This is a genomic window from Streptomyces sp. NPDC059989 (assembly GCF_042736975.1).
Lineage (GTDB): Bacteria > Actinomycetota > Actinomycetes > Streptomycetales > Streptomycetaceae > Streptomyces.
On sequence record NZ_JBHWUO010000069.1, the window covers coordinates 14,606 to 31,072 of the forward strand.

Annotated in this window: 16 protein-coding genes; 6 read left to right on the plus strand and 10 right to left on the minus strand. The window is 74.3% G+C overall.

Features of this window, described 5'->3' with window-relative positions:
- Window positions 1-52 precede the first annotated feature (52 nt).
- Window positions 53-499: an Lrp/AsnC family transcriptional regulator gene (locus tag ACFWBN_RS35700; RefSeq protein ID WP_385184579.1), complete on the plus strand. Its 447-nt coding sequence runs from the start codon at window positions 53-55 to the stop codon at window positions 497-499.
- Here ACFWBN_RS35700 and ACFWBN_RS35705 read toward each other — a convergent pair.
- From ACFWBN_RS35705 to ACFWBN_RS35715, 3 genes are all read right to left on the minus strand, one after another.
- Window positions 489-3,500 carry an AAA family ATPase gene (locus ACFWBN_RS35705; RefSeq protein WP_385184582.1) on the minus strand — a complete coding sequence of 1,004 codons (3,012 nt, stop codon included), beginning with the start codon at window positions 3,498-3,500 and terminating at the stop codon, window positions 489-491. The genes ACFWBN_RS35700 and ACFWBN_RS35705 overlap by 11 nt on opposite strands.
- Window positions 3,497-4,666, minus strand: coding sequence for an exonuclease SbcCD subunit D (locus ACFWBN_RS35710; RefSeq protein ID WP_385184585.1), 1,170 nt, complete (start codon window positions 4,664-4,666; stop codon window positions 3,497-3,499). Before ACFWBN_RS35710 ends, ACFWBN_RS35705 begins: the two co-directional genes overlap by 4 nt.
- Window positions 4,667-4,750: 84 nt before the next feature.
- Window positions 4,751-5,377 carry a YigZ family protein gene (locus tag ACFWBN_RS35715; RefSeq protein ID WP_385184587.1) on the minus strand — a complete coding sequence of 209 codons (627 nt, stop codon included), beginning with the start codon at window positions 5,375-5,377 and terminating at the stop codon, window positions 4,751-4,753.
- A 97-nt stretch (window positions 5,378-5,474) separates the two neighbouring features.
- On the opposite strand from ACFWBN_RS35715, the gene ACFWBN_RS35720 reads away from it, so the two are divergent.
- A complete protein-coding gene (locus ACFWBN_RS35720) occupies window positions 5,475-5,879 on the plus strand; it encodes a CoA-binding protein (protein WP_385184590.1) in 405 nt (134 codons plus the stop codon).
- Here the strand turns inward: ACFWBN_RS35720 and ACFWBN_RS35725 are convergent.
- Complete coding sequence (locus ACFWBN_RS35725) at window positions 5,876-6,496, minus strand: helix-turn-helix domain-containing protein (RefSeq protein ID WP_385184593.1); 621 nt, start codon at window positions 6,494-6,496, stop codon at window positions 5,876-5,878. The two genes, ACFWBN_RS35720 and ACFWBN_RS35725, sit on opposite strands and share 4 nt — an antisense overlap.
- A 118-nt stretch (window positions 6,497-6,614) precedes the next feature.
- On the opposite strand from ACFWBN_RS35725, the gene ACFWBN_RS35730 reads away from it, so the two are divergent.
- Window positions 6,615-7,481, plus strand: coding sequence for an EamA family transporter (locus tag ACFWBN_RS35730; RefSeq protein ID WP_385184596.1), 867 nt, complete (start codon window positions 6,615-6,617; stop codon window positions 7,479-7,481).
- Here the strand turns inward: ACFWBN_RS35730 and ACFWBN_RS35735 are convergent.
- On the minus strand, window positions 7,478-8,266 hold the full coding sequence (locus ACFWBN_RS35735; RefSeq protein ID WP_385184598.1) for an acyltransferase: 789 nt from the start codon (window positions 8,264-8,266) through the stop codon (window positions 7,478-7,480). The two genes, ACFWBN_RS35730 and ACFWBN_RS35735, sit on opposite strands and share 4 nt — an antisense overlap.
- A 131-nt stretch (window positions 8,267-8,397) precedes the next feature.
- Between ACFWBN_RS35735 and ACFWBN_RS35740 the strand changes: the two genes are divergently transcribed.
- Entirely contained in the window at window positions 8,398-8,952 is a 555-nt protein-coding gene (locus ACFWBN_RS35740) for a gamma carbonic anhydrase family protein (RefSeq protein ID WP_385184601.1), read from the plus strand.
- 5 nt (window positions 8,953-8,957) lie between these two features.
- On the opposite strand, the gene ACFWBN_RS35745 is transcribed toward ACFWBN_RS35740, so the two are convergent.
- The 5 genes from ACFWBN_RS35745 to ACFWBN_RS35765 all read right to left on the minus strand — a co-directional run bounded on the left by ACFWBN_RS35745 (window position 8,958) and on the right by ACFWBN_RS35765 (window position 13,727).
- Complete coding sequence (locus ACFWBN_RS35745) at window positions 8,958-9,665, minus strand: ankyrin repeat domain-containing protein (protein ID WP_385184604.1); 708 nt, start codon at window positions 9,663-9,665, stop codon at window positions 8,958-8,960.
- Complete coding sequence (locus tag ACFWBN_RS35750; RefSeq protein ID WP_385184607.1) at window positions 9,662-10,324, minus strand: DedA family protein; 663 nt, start codon at window positions 10,322-10,324, stop codon at window positions 9,662-9,664. The genes ACFWBN_RS35745 and ACFWBN_RS35750 overlap by 4 nt, the downstream gene beginning before the upstream one ends.
- A 58-nt stretch (window positions 10,325-10,382) precedes the next feature.
- The gene (locus ACFWBN_RS35755) at window positions 10,383-12,896 is read right to left on the minus strand and encodes a beta-glucosidase (protein WP_385184611.1); all 2,514 of its coding nucleotides are present in this window, start codon (window positions 12,894-12,896) and stop codon (window positions 10,383-10,385) included.
- A gap of 117 nt (window positions 12,897-13,013) precedes the next feature.
- Entirely contained in the window at window positions 13,014-13,214 is a 201-nt protein-coding gene (locus ACFWBN_RS35760) for a DUF2191 domain-containing protein (protein WP_385184615.1), read from the minus strand.
- A gap of 60 nt (window positions 13,215-13,274) precedes the next feature.
- Window positions 13,275-13,727 carry a DUF4442 domain-containing protein gene (locus ACFWBN_RS35765; RefSeq protein ID WP_385184618.1) on the minus strand — a complete coding sequence of 151 codons (453 nt, stop codon included), beginning with the start codon at window positions 13,725-13,727 and terminating at the stop codon, window positions 13,275-13,277.
- Window positions 13,728-13,823: 96 nt separating this feature from the next.
- Between ACFWBN_RS35765 and ACFWBN_RS35770 the strand changes: the two genes are divergently transcribed.
- Entirely contained in the window at window positions 13,824-14,834 is a 1,011-nt protein-coding gene (locus tag ACFWBN_RS35770) for a hypothetical protein (RefSeq protein ID WP_385184621.1), read from the plus strand.
- 70 nt (window positions 14,835-14,904) lie between these two features.
- The gene (locus ACFWBN_RS35775) at window positions 14,905-16,227 is read left to right on the plus strand and encodes an MFS transporter (RefSeq protein ID WP_385184624.1); all 1,323 of its coding nucleotides are present in this window, start codon (window positions 14,905-14,907) and stop codon (window positions 16,225-16,227) included.
- Window positions 16,228-16,467 lie beyond the last annotated feature (240 nt).

The following is a 16,467-nucleotide window of genomic DNA, read 5'->3' on the forward strand; positions in this document are numbered from 1 at the left end:
TTCCCCGGCCTTTCCCTTGTCCGGCCGGGGAATCCCCTGCTAGACCTGCCACATGACCGACTATTCCCCTGACGCCACCGACTGGCGGATCCTCGAAGCCCTCCAGCGGGACGGCCGCGCCAGCTTCACCGAGCTCGCCCGCTCCGTGTCGATGTCCGCGAGCGCCGTCACCGAGCGGGTCCGCCGCCTGGAGGAGTTCGGCATCATCACCGGCTACACGGCCGTGGTCGATCCGGAGAAGCTCGGCAAGTCGATCCTCGCGCTGGTCCGGCTGCGCTACCCGCACGGCAACTACAAGCCGTTCCACGACTTCCTCGACGCCACCTCCGAGATCCTGGAAGCCCACCACGTCACCGGTGACGACTGCTTCGTGCTCAAGGTCGCCGCCCGCTCGATGGGGCACCTGGAGGAGGTCACCGGCCGGATCGCCGGCCTCGGCCCGGTGACCACGAGCATCGTCTACTCGTCCCCGCTCCCCCGCAGGCCGCTCAGTCCGTGAGCCCCGCCGTGCGGTGGCGCACCACCGAGCCCCCGCGCTGCTTGACGATCTCCAGCTGGGCCTGCACCCGGGTCCGCAGGTCGGCGACGTGGCTGACGATGCCGACGCTGCGGTCCCGCTCGCGCAGCGAGTCCAGTACGTCGAGCACCTCGTCCAGCGCCTGGTCGTCGAGGCTGCCGAAACCCTCGTCGATGAAGAGGGTGTCCAGCCGCATGCCGCCCGCCTCGTCGGTGACCACGTCGGCGAGGCCCAGCGCCAGGGCGAGCGAGGCGAAGAAGGTCTCGCCGCCCGACAGGGTGGCGGTGTCCCGCTCGCTGCCGGTCCAGGCGTCGACCACGTGCAGCCCGAGGCCGGAGCGGCCGCGTCCGCTCGCCCGCGCGTCGGAGTGGACCAGGGTGTAGCGGCCGCCGGACATGCGCAGCAGCCGTACCGTCGCGGCGGCGGCGACCTGCTCCAGGCGGGCGGCCAGCACGTACGCCTCCAGCCGCATCTTGCGCTCGTTGTCGGCGGAGGTGCCCGCGGTGAGTCCGGCCAGCCGGGCCACCCGCTCGTAGGCCTCGCGCAGCGGGCCCAGGGCGCGCAGTTCCTGCTCGGCCTGCCGGGAGAGCCCGTCGAGGTCCTTGCAGCGCACCCGGGCCGCGTCGACGGCGGATCCGGCCGTACGAAGCTTCGCCGCGGCCCGGGCTGCGTACGCCTCGGCCCCCTCCGGCGCGGCCGGAGGCAGGGCTGCCGCCGCGGCCGTGTCGGTCTCGCCGAGGCGGTCCGCCAGCATGGCCTCCTCCGCCTGCCAGGCGTCCATGCGGCGTTGGAGCGCGGTGCGTTCGTACTCGGGGAGCACCGCGTCGGCCGCGGCCTCGACGGTGTCGAAGCCGGCCTTGAAGGCGGCGTCGGCGAGCTGGTCGTCGGCCTCCTTCAGCCGGGCGGCGGTGGTCTCGGCCCGGCGCAGCGAGGCGGCGGCCCCGGTGACCATCCGGACCCGGTCCTCCAGGGTCCGGGAGCGGGCCGCGACGGTGGGCGCGCCGTCCCGTACCTGGGCGAGCTCGGCCTCCAGCGAGGCCTGTTCGCGGTCCAGGGCCTCTCGGCGGGAGACGCGGGCCGCGGCGCGCTCGGCGGCGGCGAGTCGGTCGGCGCTGCGCGCGGCGTGCTCACGCTCGGCGCGGGCGAGGTGCTCGCGGGCGGCGTGCAGCCCGGCGGCCGCGGCGTGGGCGGCGGCGTGGCGGGAGCTCAGGTCCGAGGTCAGGGCGAGGAGTTCTTCGGTGGTGGCGTCGCCTGCGGCGGCCGCGGCTTCGGTGCGGGCCTCCTCGACGGCGGCGAGCCGGCGTTCGACGGCGGCGCGGGCCGCCTCGGCCTGCTCGAAGGCGGAGTGGGCGGCGTCCTCGGCGGCGCGGTCCACGTGGCCGGGCGCGGGCCGGGCCGGAGCGGGGTGTTCCGCCGATCCGCAGACGGTGCAGGCCTCTCCCGCCACCAGCGCCTCGGCGAGCTCGGCGGCGATTCCGCGCAGCCGGGCCTCCTTGAGCTCCAGCCACCGCTCCCGGGCGGCGGCCGACTCCTCGCGTACGGAGAGCAGTTCGCCGGCGGTCCGCTCGGCGCCGGCGGCCAGCTCGTCCCGCCGCCGGGCGGCGTTCAGGTGCATCCGGGCGGGTTCCAGCCGGCCCGCGAGCTGCTCGGCCAGGGTCGCGGCCTGCTGTGCGGTCTCCACGCGCTCGGTCAGGGCGGCCCGGGTGGCGTCCCAGCGCTGCAGCCAGTCGGCGGACTCCTGGTGCTGTTCCTCGGCGGCCCGGGCCTCGCGCTCCAGGTCGGCCCGCTCGCGGCCGATCTCGGCGCTGCGCTGCTCGGAGCGACGGGCGGCGGCGAGCGCCCCGAGGTCCCCGCGCAGCCGCTGCTCGACGACGGAGAGCTGCTCGGTGCCGGCCTCGCGCAGCGTGGGCGGCAGCTCGGCCCGGGCGGCCGCCTCCGCGTGCGCGGCGGCCAGGTGCGCCGCCGAGGCCGCTCCGCGCAGCTCCAGGGCGGGGGCCACGAGGGCGCCCCGCCGGGCCCGGTCCAGCAGCTCGCGCACGCGTTCCCGCTCGGGCGCCGCCTCGGCGAGCAGGGCGGCCCGGCGGGCGGTCTCGGCATGGCGGCGCTGGAGGCGGTCGAGCTCCCGCGCGTCCTCGGCGGCCCGCCGGGCGGCGGCGTACCGGCCTTCGACGGCGGCCAGTGCGTACTCGGCGACGGTGAGCCGCTCGCGGGCGGAGCACCGGGCGACGGCCGCCCAGGCCCGGACGGCCTCGGCGAGCCCGGGGTCGCCGGGCTGGTGCCCGGGCAGCGGCCAGGCCCGCAGGTCGGCGCTGTCCCCGGCGGCCTGGGCGAGGCGCTGGGCGGTGTGGAGCACCTTCTCGTCGCCGGCGCGCACCTTGGCCTCGGCGGCCCGGCGGCGTTCGCCGAGCAGGGCCTCGACGGCGGCGAAGCGGCGGGTGTCGAAGAGCCGGCCGAGCAGCCGGCCGCGGGCCGCCTCGTCGGCCCGCAGGAAGCGCGCGAACTCCCCCTGCGGCAACAGCACCACCTGGCAGAACTGCTCGCGGCTCATGCCGAGCAGCTGCTCGATCTCCTCGCCGATCTCCTGGTGGGACCGGCTGAGCGCCTGCCAGCCGTCGGCGGTGTGCTCGCGCAGCCAACTCTGCGCCTTGTCCTTGGTCGTTCCGGTGCCGCGCTTCTTCGGGCGGTCCTGTTCGGGCCGCCGGGTGATCTCCAGGCGGCGGCCGCCCGCGGTGAGTTCGAGGGTGACCTCGGTGGGGGTTTCGGCGGCCGCGTGGTCGCTGCGCAGGCTGGTGCCGGGGGCCTGGCGGGGGCCGGGCACGGAGCCGTAGAGGGCGTAGCAGACGGCGTCGAGGACGGAGGTCTTCCCCGCGCCGGTGGGCCCGTGCAGCAGGAAGATCCCGGCGCCGGACAGGGCGTCGAAGTCGATCTCCTGGGGTTCGGCGAAGGGCCCGAAGGCCGTCACCTCGAGCCGGTGCAGCCTCATCGGTGGGTCTCCTGCCGGCCGTCCTCGGCCCGTACGTCGTCGAAGGCGCCCTGGAGCACGGCCCGTTCTGCCTCGTCGGCGTGTCCGCCGCCGCGCACGTGGGCGACGAAGTCCTCGGCGATCTCCTGGTCGCTGCGGCCCTTGAGCCGCTGGGCGTAGGAGGCGCCGGCCTCCTCCTCGCGGCCCTCGGGGTCGAAGGCGAGGCTGAGGGTGTGCGGGAAGCGGGCGGCGAGCCGGGCCATGGGGTCCTCCGGGCGGACCGGGTCGGTGAGGGTGGCCTCGACCCAGGCGTCCTCGTACGCCGTGTGGGCCGGGTCCTCCAGCAGGTCCTCCAGCGGCCCGCGCAGCCGGGCGAGGGACCGCGGCACGGGGGTGTCGATCCGCTCGGCGCTCACGAGCTCCCCCTCCCCGCCCAGTTCGATCAGCCACATGGTCTTGCGGTGGTCGACTTCCGAGAAGGAGTAGGCGAGCGGGGAACCGGAGTAGCGGACCCGCTCGTTGATCGTCTGGCAGCCGTGGAGGTGGCCGAGGGCGGCGTAGTCCACCCCGTCGAAGACGGAGGCGGGCACGGCCTCGACCCCGCCGACGGTGATGTCGCGCTCGCTGTCGCTGGCCTGCCCGCCGGTGACGAAGGCGTGCGCCAGGACGACGGAGCGGGTGCCGGGCGGGCGGGTGGCCAGGTCGGCCCGGATCCGGTCCATGGCCGCGCCCAGCACCGCCTCGTGGCTCACCTTCTCGGCATCGAACTGGTCCTTGACCAGCGCCGGTTCCAGGTACGGCAGCCCGTACAGCGCCACGTCGCCGTGTACGTCGGCCAGCACCACGGGGTCGGCGCAGCCGGCCGGGTCGGTCCTGAGGTGGATGCCGGCCCGGTCGATGAGCCCGGCCCCGACCCCGAGCCGGCGGGCGGAGTCGTGGTTGCCGGAGATCATCACGGTGGGCACGCCGAGCTCCGCGAGCCGGTGCAGGGCCCGGTCGTACAGCTCGACGGCGGGCAGCGGGGGCACGGCACGGTCGTAGATGTCACCGGCGACGAGGACGGCGTCGACCTCGCGCTCGCGGACGGTCTCCACGAGGTGGTCGACGAAGGCGGCCTGGGCTCCGAGCAGGTTCACGCGGTGGAAGGCCCGGCCGAGGTGCCAGTCGGAGGTGTGCAGGAACTTCACTCGCCGGCCCTGCCGCCCATACCGTCTTCTCCCCCTGGTCGCCCCGCTCGATGGATCCTGAACCCCTCTACGCTAACGCGTCCCTCAGGGCGCGTAGGTCTCTCCGCCGAGGGTGAGGGTGGCGCTGCCGGCGGTGCTGTCGGCGAGCCAGGCCTCGAAGCCGGGCAGATCCGCCTCCGGGAGGGCGACCTCGATCTCGACCTGCGCCCCGTAGCGCAGGTCGACCACGGTCCGGCCGGTGGAGCGCAGGTCGTTCTGGGTCTTGCCGGCCCGCTGGTGGTCGACGGTGACGGTGGCCAGCCGGTAGCGGCGCCGGGTGACGGTGCCGAGCGCGTCCAGCGCCTCGCCGACGACCCCGCCGTAGGCCCGGATCAGGCCGCCGGCGCCGAGCTTCACACCGCCGTAGTAGCGGGTGACCACGGCGACGGCGTAGCGGATGTCCCGGCGCATGAGCATCTGGAGCATGGGCACCCCGGCGGTGCCGCCGGGCTCGCCGTCGTCGCTGGCCTTCTGGACGGAGGCGTCGGCGCCGACGACGTAGGCGAAGCAGTTGTGCGTGGCGGTGGGGTGCTCCTTGCGGATGCGCGCGATGAACTCCTGCGCCTCCTGCTCGGTCGCGGCGGGCGCCAGCGAGCAGAGGAATCGCGAGCGGTTGATCTCGGACTCGTGCACGCCCTCGCGGGACACCGTCACGTACTGGTCTGCCTTCACCGCTCCACCCTACGGGGAATCGGACACGTGTCCTTGCGGTTGAGAGGGCGGAGCAGCGGGCCAGAGCGACCGCTGGGAACAGCAGGAGGCGGCACACGTGTACGGCGATTCGGCAACCATCCGCAAGATCCTCACCGAGCTGGGCGACACCTGGGCCGTGGTGGGCCTGTCCAACAACCAGGACCGGGCGGCCTACGGCGTGGCCGGCGTGCTCAAGCGGTTCGGCAAGCGCGTGGTCCCCGTGCACCCGAAGGCCGAGACGGTCCACGGGGAGCCCGGGTACGCCTCGCTGGCGGAGATCCCGTTCAAGGTGGACGTGGTGGACGTCTTCGTGAACAGCGCCCTGGCCGGGGCGGTCGCCGACGAAGCGATCGCGGTGGGCGCGGAGGCCGTCTGGTTCCAGCTGAACGTCGTCGACGAGGCGGCCTTCGCCCGCACCAGTGAGGCGGGACTGGACATGGTCATGGACCGCTGCCCCGCGATCGAGATCCCCGCCCTCTAGGGCCTGTCGTCCCGGGCGGGCGCGTGCGCGGCGGCGGGCACCGGCGGCGACACCGGCGGTACGGACACCGCGAGGGTCATCTCCATCGGCACGGAGCCGTCGTTGCGGTAGGAGTGCGGGAGGTTGGCCTCGAAGGTGGCCGCGGCGCCGGCCGGTACGCGGAACTCCTCCTCGCCGACCACCAGGGTCAGGTCCCCCGCCGTGACGTGCAGCATCTCGATGGTGCCGGAGGGGTGCGGGACCGATTCCGTGCCCTCGCCCGGCACCAGGTGCCAGGTCCACAGCTCCATCGGCCCGCGCTCGTCGGTGCCGATGAGCATCGTGGTCGAGCTGCCCGCCCCGCTCGACCAGATCCGGACGGTCTGGTCCGGCGGGACGATCCGCACCTGCGGACCCCGGTCGTAGTCGAGCAGCGTGGAGATGCTGACGCCGAGCGCGTCGGCCAGTTTCACCGTGGTGCCGACGCTCGGGTTCGTACGGGCCTGCTCGATCTGGATGATCATCCCTCGGCTCACTCCGGCGCGGACCGCCAGAGAGTCCAGGGTGAATCCGCGCTCGCCGCGCCAGCGCTTGAGGTTCCGGGCGAGTGCCTGGGTGAGCTGTTCGAGATCCGACACATTCCGTCCAATATTTTGGATGACACGGTCCAACAGAATGAACTACCGTGCGGAGTGTTCGATGCTGCACTCCACCGTTCACTGCACTGCACTGTAGTGCGACTGCGAGGTCCTGCCCATGACCGCCCTCTTCGCCCTGGCCACAGCCGTGCTGTGGGGCCTCGCCGATTTCGGCGGCGGGCTGCTCACCCGGCGGATACCGGCGCTGACGGTGGTCGTCGCCTCGCAGGTCGTCGCGGTCGCCGTGCTCGGCGCGGTCGTGCTCGGCACCGGCGCCTGGCGGGAGGCCGGACCGCAGCTGTGGTTCGCGGTCGGCGCGGGCCTGGTGGGGCCGGTCGCCATGCTCAGCTTCTACAAGGCGCTCGCCCTCGGCCCGATGGGCGTGGTCTCACCGCTGGGCTCCCTCGGGGTGGTCGTCCCCGTCGCGGCGGGGCTGATCCTGGGCGAGCGGCCCGGCCCCGGCCAGTTCGCGGGGATCGCGGTGGCCGTCGTCGGCATCGTCCTGGCGGGCGGCCCGGAGCTGCGCGGCGCGCCCGTCCAGCGCCAGGCCGTCGTCCTGACCCTCGTCGCGGCCTTCGGGTTCGGTGCCGTGATGGCCCTGATCGCACAGGCCTCCACCACCGTCACCGGGCTGTTCCTCGCGCTCTTCGTGCAGCGGGTCACCAATGTCGCCGTCGGCGGCGGCGCCCTGTGGGTCCAGACCCGGCGCGGCGTCCCGGCCCTCCCGGCGGGTACGGGCCCGCGGATCCTGTGGGTACTGCTGCCCGCGCTGGCCTTCGTCGGCCTCGCGGACGTCGCGGCCAACGGCACCTACTCCGTCGCCGCCCAGAACGGCCCGGTCACCCTGGCCGCCGTGCTCTCCTCGCTGTACCCGGTGATCACCGCCCTCGCGGCGTTCGCCGTCCTCAAGGAGCGCCTGCGCCCCGTCCAGGCGGCGGGCGCCGGCCTGGCCCTGGCGGGCACGGTCCTGCTCGCGGCGGGCTAGGCCTGTCCGGCCTCCAGCCCCTCCAGGTCCTCCAGCTCCGCCAGTTCCGCCAGCCCGCGCAGCTGCTCCGAGGTCATCCCTTCGGGGATCGGCACCGGCGCCGGGGTGCGCAGCGGCGGCTGCCAGCCCGTCTCCGGCTCCCAGCGCCGTACGATGCGCGCCGGCGCCCCCGCCACCACGGCGTGGTCCGGCACCTCGCCCCGTACGACGGCCCCCGCGGCCACGACGACATTGCGGCCCAGCCGGGCACCGGGCAGGACCACCGCGCCCGTACCGAGCCAGCAGCCCGGGCCGATCTCGACCGGCGCGCTGCGCGGCCACTGCCTGCCGACGGGCTGGTGCGGATCGTCGTAGCTGTGGTTCGTCGAGGTGATGTACACCCCGGGCCCGCAGAACGTGTCGTCGCCGATGGTGATGCGGGTGTCGGCGATGACATGGCTGTCCCGGCCGATGACCACCCCGTTGCCGAGGACCAGCATCGGCTCCGCACCGAGGTCGAGGTCCGGCATCATCCCGGCGGTGAGGGTGACCTGCTCGCCGATGATGCAGTGGTCGCCGAGCCGGATCCAGGGCTCGCCGAAGATGGTGCCCTGCGGGAAGGCGAGCCGGGTGTGCGGCCCGATCGCGCCGAACCGCAGCCGCCCCGGGGTCTGCGCGGTCACCGCGCCGGCCTGCTGCATCCAGCGCCAGCCGGCGTGGACCGCACGGTTCGCCAGCCGGCGGCGCAGGGCGGCCAGAGCCGTCAGAGCCGCCGGAGATGAGAACGTGTTCTGCTTTTTCGGCACCCGGCCACGGTAGTGCGCCCCGCGCCGGTCGGCCGGACCCGGATCCTGTGATCTTCACCCCATCCGCGGCAGAGCGGGGCGCGTGCCCTACGGTGCCGTTGGCGCGGTATCCGGAGAACAAGGAAGTGATCATGACGTCTCAGCAGGCGACGCAGGGCCAGGCACTCATCGCGGGCGTGGGCGGCAAGCAGCCGTCCGTCGACCCGACGGCCTTCGCGGCACCCACCTCCGTCGTGGTCGGCGATGTCACCCTGGCCGCCGGCGCGAGCATCTGGTACTCGGCGGTGCTGCGCGCCGACTGCGGCCCGATCACGCTCGGCGCCGACAGCAACGTGCAGGACAACTGCACGCTCCACACGGACCCCGGCTTCCCGGTCTCGATCGGCGAGCGCGTCTCCATCGGCCACAACGCCGTCGTGCACGGCTGCACCGTCGAGGACGACTGCCTGATCGGCATGGGCGCGACCGTCCTGAACGGCGCGGTCATCGGCGCCGGTTCGCTGGTGGCCGCGCAGGCGCTGGTCCCGCAGGGCATGGTCGTGCCGCCCGGCTCACTGGTGGCGGGCGTCCCGGCCAAGGTGCGGCGCGAGCTGTCCGAGGAGGAGCGCGAGCACATCCGGATCAACGCCGCGATGTACGTGGAGCTGGCCAAGCAGCACCGCGCCTCGGTGACCCCGGAGGCGTAGTCCCGCTAGCGGGACTCCCACGCCGCCAGCAGCAGGGCCCTGACGGCCCTGTAGTCGTGGCTTCGCGGCCCGGGCCCCGGCCAGCCGCCGGAAGACGTCGCCTCGCGGGCGGTGCGCAGCTGCCCCGCCCGCCCTTCCCGCACGGTGCGCTCGGTGACGGCGGCGCCGCGCGCGAGCAGCCGCTCCACCGTGACCGGGAAGCCCCAACTGGCGGCCCAGTCGAGCGCGGTGCAGTCCTTCATCCGCTCCTCGATGTCGGCGCCCCGGTCCAGCAGCAGGTCGACGAGGTCCGGGTTCCCGCTGTCCAGGGACGTGGCCGCCAGGACCAGCGGTACGTAGCGCAGCCGTCCGGCGGGGCCGCCCGGCGGGGCTCCCGCGTCCAGCAGGGCCCGAGCGGCTTCGGTGTGCCCGTTCATCGCCGCGAGGGCCATCGGCGTCGTCTCGTTGCACGGGCCGGCGTCGAGCCGGGGGTCGGCGCCCGCCGCGAGGAGCAGGCGGACGGCCTCCGCGTGCCCGGCGCACACGGCGAGGTCCAGTGCCCTGCGGCCCCCGACCACCCAGGCGTCGACCTCGGCACCCTCGGCGAGCAGGCGCCGCACCAGCTCCGTGTCGCCGGCCTCCGCCGCCCGTCCCAGCCCGCTCGCCAGCCGGAGGTAGTGGTCCGTCCGGCCCTCGTCCGACCAGTCGACCTGCGGTCGCTGCGCCGCCGTCATTCTCCGACCGTGGCCGGGGCCGACTGCTGCGCGGGGATCTCCGCTCCGGCCGCCGCGGCCGCCTTCTTCATCCGGCTGCGCACCACCAGCGTCACCGCGATGCCGAACAGCACGGCGAGGCCGAGCGCCAGCCAGGAGAACCGCTTCAGCCACGGCTCCGCGACGATCCCGACCGAGTAGATGACGGCCGTGGTGCCGCCCGCCCAGAGGATCCCGCCGAAGATGTTGGCGATCAGGAACTTCCAGTACGGCATGTGCAGCACGCCCGCCAGCGGGCCGGCGAAGATCCGCAGCAGCGCCACGAACCGCCCGAAGAAGACGGCCCACATGCCCCACCGCTCGAAGGAGCGTTCCGCCACGGCCACGTGCTCCGGCCCGAAGTGCTTGGGGAAGCGCCGCCCCAGCTTCTCCAGCAGCGGTTTGCCGCCCCGGCGCCCGATGGCGTAGCCGATCGAGTCGCCCACGATCGCCCCCGTGGTCGCGCAGATCCCCAGCACCACCGGGTCGATCTCCCCGTGCTGCGAGGCCAGCAGCGCCGAGCTGACGAGGATGATCTCTCCCGGCAGCGGGATGCCGAGGCTCTCCAGTCCGATGACCAGACCCACCAGGAGATAGATGCTGACCGCCGGAATCGTCTCCAGCCATTCCTGGATGTGCACCGGTACGTCCTCCCGTGTCGTCCCCGGCGCGTCCCCTGTGACACGCCGAACGGGCAGCCTATCCGCTCCTCACCACCGCCTTTGCCTTCAGTGGGAGTTCGCGCGAGGAACGGCCCGCGAACACCTCGCGACGACCGGAACCCACCACCCACGCGTGCTGCTCCGGATCCCATGACGACAGGGCCCGCGCGTCGACGTCGACGGTGACCCGCTCGGCCCGGCCGGGCGCGAGGGTGAGCCGCCGGTAGCCCGCCAGGGCCCGCACCGGCTGGTCGAGCTTCAGCTCCGGGGAGGGGCCGAGGTACACCTGGGCCACCTCGGTGCCCTTGCGGCGGCCGGTGTTGCGGACGGTGAACTCCACGCGCAGGCCGCCGCGCTCGGGCCGGACCGCCAGGTCCTCGTAGTGCCAGGTCGTGTACGAGAGCCCGTGCCCGAAGGGGAAGAGCGGGGGCACGTGCCGTGCGTCGTACCAGCGGTGGCCCACGTGGACGCCCTCGGCGTACTCCTGCCGGCCGCCCACCCCCGGGTAGCGCAGCGGGTCACCGCCGACCGGGGTCTCCTGCTCGTCGGCCGGGAAGGTCTGGGTGAGCCGTCCGCCCGGGTCCACGTCCCCGAAGAGGATGTCGGCGGTGGCGCCCGCGCCCTCCTGGCCCGGGTAGTACATCTGGAGGACCGCCCCGGTGCGCGGGAGCCAGGGCATGGTCGTGCTGGAGGAGGTGTTGAGGACCACCGTGGTGCGGGGGTTGGCGGCGGCGACCGCCTCGATCAGCGCGGCCTGCCCGCCCGGCAGCGCCAGGGAGGTCCGGTCGCTGCCCTCGGTGGCGTCCTCGTAGGCGAACAGGACCACGCTGCGCGCCGCCTTCGCGGTCCTCACCGCCTCGGCGACATCCGCGGCCCGGGTCGCCTTCGTGACGTGGCGCAGCCGGAAGCGCTGGCCCTTGGCCCCTCCCTGGGCGTCCACGGCGAGCCGGTGGGTGCCCGCCTTGAGGGCGAGCGTGCGGCGGCGGACGGCCATCCCGTCCGGCGCGGAGCCGAGCAGTCCGCCCGCGAAGTACTCGGCCGCGCCCTCCCGTACGGGGAACAGCTCCTCCCCGTCCAGCCGCACCGCGGGCCGCACCCCGGTGTAGTGGACGAGCAGGGTCCACTCGTCGTCGGCCGCGAGGCGGAACTCGCCCTCGTGGCTCCAGCCGCGCCCGGCGTCCACGCTCCGGTCGTCCAGCTCGGCGGGCGGCGTCAGCAGGGCCGGCGGCAGGGGGCGGCCGTACAGGTCCTCGCCGAGGGCGTAGCGCACGGTGGAGCCGCTGTCGGCGCGCCGCCGGATGGCGGTGAGCGGGGCGGCCGCCCCGTCGGGGACCACGTGGGAGCTGCCTCCGCCACCGACGAAGGGCACCTGGCCGGTGGGGCCGATGACCGCGATCGACCGGGCGGCGGCTCCGGCCAGCGGCAGGGTGCCGTGCTCGTTGCGCAGCAGCACGGCCCCGGCGGTGGCCACCTTGCGGGCGAACCGGGCGCCGGCGGCCGCGTCGCGCGGGGGCCGCGCGGGTGGCCGGGCGGCCAGCAGCCCGAAGCGGTCCAGGGTGGTCAGGATCCGGCGTACGGCGTGGTCGACGCTGCTCTGGGGTACCGAGCCGCCGTGCACCGCCTCGCGCAGCGGACGGCCGAAGTGGGTGCCGCCGGGCATCTCCATGTCGAGTCCGGCGCCGATGGCGGCGACGGTGCTGTGGGAGGCGTCCCAGTCGGACACCACCCAGCCGTCGAACCCCCAGCTCCCGCGCAGCACTTCGTCGAGGAGCGGCTTGTTCTCGCAGGCGTAGACGCCGTTGACCTTGTTGTAGGCCCCCATCACGGCGCCCGCGCCGGCGGCCACCGCGGCCTCGAAGCCCCGTAGCTCGGTCTCGTGGAGGGTCTGCTCGGCCGCGATCACGTCGATGGTGTCGCGGCCCCGCTCCTGGTTGTTGAGGGCGAAGTGCTTGACGGTGGCGATGACCCCCTCGTCCTGGATCCCGCGGACCATCGCGCCGACGAGGTCGGCGGTGAGGCGCGGATCCTCGGCGAAGGTCTCGAAGTTGCGGCCGGCGTACGGGGTGCGGATGAGGTTGGCCATGGGCGCCAGCATGACGTCCTGGCCGAGCGCCCGGCCCTCGCGGCCGACGACCCTGCCGTACTCGCGGGCCAGCGCCGGGTCGAAGGCGGAGGCGAGCAGGACCGGCGCGGGCAGGGCGGTGGCCGGTTTCGCGACGCTGACGCCGGCGGGCCCGTCGGCGAGGCGCAGCGCGGGGATGCCCAGGCGCGGGACGCCGGGGAGGTAGCCGGCCTGGCCGAGGGGGGCCGGATCCGGGCCGCCGTGGAGCAGGGCGGTCTTCTCGTCGAGGGTGAGCCGCTCCAGCAGGCCGTCGATCTTCGCGGCGCCACCGGGCCCGGGGCCCGGGGCGGGGGCGGCGGGCGGTCCTTTGCGGACCCCGGAGCCGGGCGGTACGGCGGCCACGCAGCCGCCCGCCCCCAGCACCGCGCCCACCGCGCCGGCCGCTCCGATCAGCCACATCGCGGAACGTCTGGACACGGCCTCGCTCATGGGCGCTCCCTGCGGCGTGGTTCGGCGGGAGCGGCCCGCGCCGGACCGCTCCCGCCGCCCACTGTGCGCCGGGCGTCCGCGGGGCCCGCCCAGACGCGCCACCGGCGGCGCCCAGGTTCAGCCCTGCGGCGGCTGCGGCACGCCGTCGGGCTCCCGCCGGGACTCGTCCTGGAGCTGGACCCGCGCCTCGGTGCGGTGCCCGCGCGCGATGTAGTCCCGTACGACGGCCTCGACCGCGTCCTGCGGCGAGCCGACCCCGGCGAGCACCATCACCTCCACCACGAGCTCGGCGTCGAGGCTGATGTCGACCTTGGCCATGGGAACCCCCTCCGTCGTCGTGCGAGGGACTCTAGTGGGGCGGCTCGCCGGCGCGCCGGGTTACGCGTTGGGACGCAGGGTCCAGACGACGACCATTTCGCCGGTGACGGCCTCGTCCTCGCGCTGGATGGCGATGGTGACCGGGAACTCGGGGCGGCCGCCCGCGTCGAGTTCCGCGATGACCTCCGCCGCCGGGCGGCCGAGGGTGGCGGTGGCGGTGACGACGCCCTTGGCGAGCTTCTTGTAGCCGATCTCGGCCTTCACGGCGAGGGGCACGGCGCGCGAGAGCTGGTCGCCGAAGGCGGCCAGGACGATGGCACCGCTCGCGGACTCGGCGAGGGTGAACATGGCGCCGGCGTGCGGGCCACCGACGTGGTTGTGGTAGTCGGGCTGGTCCGGCAGGCGGACGACCGCTCGCTCGGGGGTGGTCTCCAGGAACTGGAGGTTCAGGGTCCGGGCCATCGGCACCGTCGCGGCGAGCAGTTCGCCCACGTTCATCTGATCTGCGCTCATGGAACGCGATGTTACCCGCGAGTAGATGGGCTTGACCAGAGCCTGCACGGGGGCGGCCGTGGCTCCCGGTCTCCGCTCCCACTATCGTTACCGGCCATGTGGCCAGGACAGCAGCAGCCGCCCGGGGGAGAACAGCACCCCCAGGACGCGCAACAGAACCCGTACCAGCAGCAGCCGGGGCAGCCGAACCCGTACCAGCAGCAGCCCGGTTACGGGTACCCGCAGCAGGGCTACCAGACGCCCCCGCCCGTCCAGCCCTGGGGCCAGCCCCAGCAGGCTCCCACCCCCGCCCCGCAGCGCGGCGGCAGCCCCTACTCCACCAAGACGGTGGCCATCGTCGCGGCCTCCGCGGTCGTGGTGGCGGCCGCGGCGACCGGGGCGTTCGTCCTGACCCGGGGCGACAAGAACACCGAGGCCAACGACAAGCCGCCCGCCGCCTCCTCCTCCGCTCCGCCCTCCTCCGCGCCCGCCCCGGCCGGCAGCAGCCCCAACCCGCGGGCCGGCGGCGACGCCAAGCCGGTGATCCCGGGCTGGAAGGTCGTCACCAACCCGACCCACGGCACCGCCTTCGACGTTCCGCCCGAGTGGAACGTGCTCAGCTCCGGCATGGCGGTGGGCTTCGACGACGAGGTGAAGAAGGACGGCTCGGCCTTCGTCATGATGTCCGCACCGGCCTACCTCAAGGAGGACTGGTGCAAGGTCGACACCAACAAGGACGGCCGCGAGGAGACCAAGTCGCTGGCCGGCACCGGCACCAAGGGCGGGCAGGGCGCGAAGGACACCGCTGAGCTCTCGCGCAACGCGGCCGGCAGCTGGGTGTACGCCGCCTACGGGCAGCCGCACCCCCAGGAGGTCACCAAGATCTCCGAGTCCAAGGAGTTCACCACGCTCTCCGGCCTCAAGGGCCACGTGGCGACCGCGACGGTGAGCGGCCTGCCGAAGGAGACCAAGTGCGACTCCGACGGCAAGAGCATCGCCTTCAGCTTCAAGAACGCCAAGGGTGACTTCGCCAGCTGGGTCCTCTACAGCGCCACGGGCGTACCGGGCGAAGTCCCCAAGGAGACCCTCGAAAAGATCATGAGCTCGGTCCGCCTCAGCGCGAGCTGATGTCCTCTTCCCCAGCCCCCGGGCCGGTTATCCGTTTGGATTCCCGGCCCGGGGCGGGGATAGTCCGTGGGTGAGCTCTCCTTCCGCCGCCCCGTCCCCCCGCCGCCATCGGCCCGCCTGGGCCGGCCGCAACTACACGCTGCTGACGGGCGCGGCGGTCGTCACCAACCTCGGCAGCCACGGAGCGCTCATCGCGGCCGCCTTCGCGGTACAGGAGGCCGGCGGAACCGCCGGCGACCTGGGCCTGGTCGCCGCCGCCCGTACGCTGCCGCTCGTCCTCTTCCTGCTCATCGGCGGCGCCATCGCCGACCGGCTGCCGCGCCACCACGTGATGGTCGCGGCCAACGCCCTCAACTGCCTCTCTCAGGCCGCCTTCGCCCTCCTCGTCCTCGCCGGCGACCCCCAGCTGTGGCAGATGATGCTGCTGAGCGGCCTGTTGGGTACCGGTACGGCCTTCTTCAACCCGGCGGCCGAGGGCATGCTGCTGTCCACCGTCTCCGGCGAGCACGCCAACCGCGCCTTCGCGCTCTTCCGCATGGCGATGAACGGCGCCGGCATCGGTGGCGCGGCCCTCGGCGGAGCGATGGCCGCCATGATGGGCCCGGGCTGGGTGCTGGCCGTGGACGCGGCCGCCTTCGCGGTCGCGGGCGCGCTACGGGCCTTCCTCGACGTCAGCCACGTCGCCCACCGGGCTCCCGGCGGCGGGCTCCTGGCCGACCTGCGCGAGGGGTGGGTGGAGGTCAGGACCCGGCCCTGGCTGTGGAGCATCGTGGCCCAGTTCTCCGTGGTGGTCGCCGTTGTCGGCGCAGCGGAGGCGGTCTACGGTCCCCTGGTCGCCCGGGACCACCTCGGCGGGCCCGCGCCCTGGGGCCTGGCCCTGGCCTTCTTCGGCGTGGGCACCATCGCCGGAGCGGTGCTGATGATGGCCTGGAAACCGCGCCGGCTGCTGCTGGTCGGCACCCTGTGCGTGTTCCCGCTGGCGCTGCCGTCGGCGGGGCTGGCCGTGCCGCTGCCCGTGTGGGGGCTGTGCGGGGTGATGTTCGTCAGCGGGGCCGCGATCGAGGTGTTCGGCGTGAACTGGATGACCACGATGCACCAGGAGATCCCGGAGGAGAAGTTCTCCCGGGTCTCGGCCTACGACTGGTTCGGCTCGGTGTCCATGCTCCCCCTGGCCACGGCCGTCGCCGGCCCGGCCGAATCGGCCTTCGGCCGCACCGCTGCCCTCTGGGGGTGCGCGGCCCTGGTCGTCCTGGCCACGGCGCTGGTCCTGCTGATCCCGGACGTCCGCCACCTGACCCGGCGGGCCAAGGAGTCCGGCCCGCGCCCGTCCCCCTGGGGCTCCGCCCCGGACCCCGCGCCTCAAACGCCGGCGAGGCTGGATGCGCCGGTCTGAGCCCGCAAGTGCGGCTACAAAACCGGGGCTCCGCCCCGGACCCCGCGCCTCAAACGCCGGCGGGGCTGGAATTGCCCGCCTAAGTGCGCAGGTGCGGGCACAAGACCGGGGCTCCGCCCCGCACCCAGCGCCTCAAACGCCGGCGAGGCTGGAATTGCCCTGCGGGCAATCCAGCCCGCCTGGGCGCAGGGTTGCGCCACGCGCACTTGCGGGCTGAGAGCGGCCAAATCCAGCCTCGCC

Coding starts and splice junctions, on each gene's coding strand:
- ACFWBN_RS35740 (WP_385184601.1), top strand. CDS start 8,398: ATGACGTCTCAGCAGGCGACGCAGGGCCAGGCACTCATCGCGGGCGTG.
- ACFWBN_RS35755 (WP_385184611.1), bottom strand. CDS start 12,896: ATGAGCGAGGCCGTGTCCAGACGTTCCGCGATGTGGCTGATCGGAGCG.
- ACFWBN_RS35765 (WP_385184618.1), bottom strand. CDS start 13,727: ATGAGCGCAGATCAGATGAACGTGGGCGAACTGCTCGCCGCGACGGTG.
- ACFWBN_RS35760 (WP_385184615.1), bottom strand. CDS start 13,214: ATGGCCAAGGTCGACATCAGCCTCGACGCCGAGCTCGTGGTGGAGGTG.
- ACFWBN_RS35730 (WP_385184596.1), top strand. CDS start 6,615: ATGACCGCCCTCTTCGCCCTGGCCACAGCCGTGCTGTGGGGCCTCGCC.
- ACFWBN_RS35745 (WP_385184604.1), bottom strand. CDS start 9,665: ATGACGGCGGCGCAGCGACCGCAGGTCGACTGGTCGGACGAGGGCCGG.
- ACFWBN_RS35705 (WP_385184582.1), bottom strand. CDS start 3,500: ATGAGGCTGCACCGGCTCGAGGTGACGGCCTTCGGGCCCTTCGCCGAA.
- ACFWBN_RS35770 (WP_385184621.1), top strand. CDS start 13,824: ATGTGGCCAGGACAGCAGCAGCCGCCCGGGGGAGAACAGCACCCCCAG.
- ACFWBN_RS35700 (WP_385184579.1), top strand. CDS start 53: ATGACCGACTATTCCCCTGACGCCACCGACTGGCGGATCCTCGAAGCC.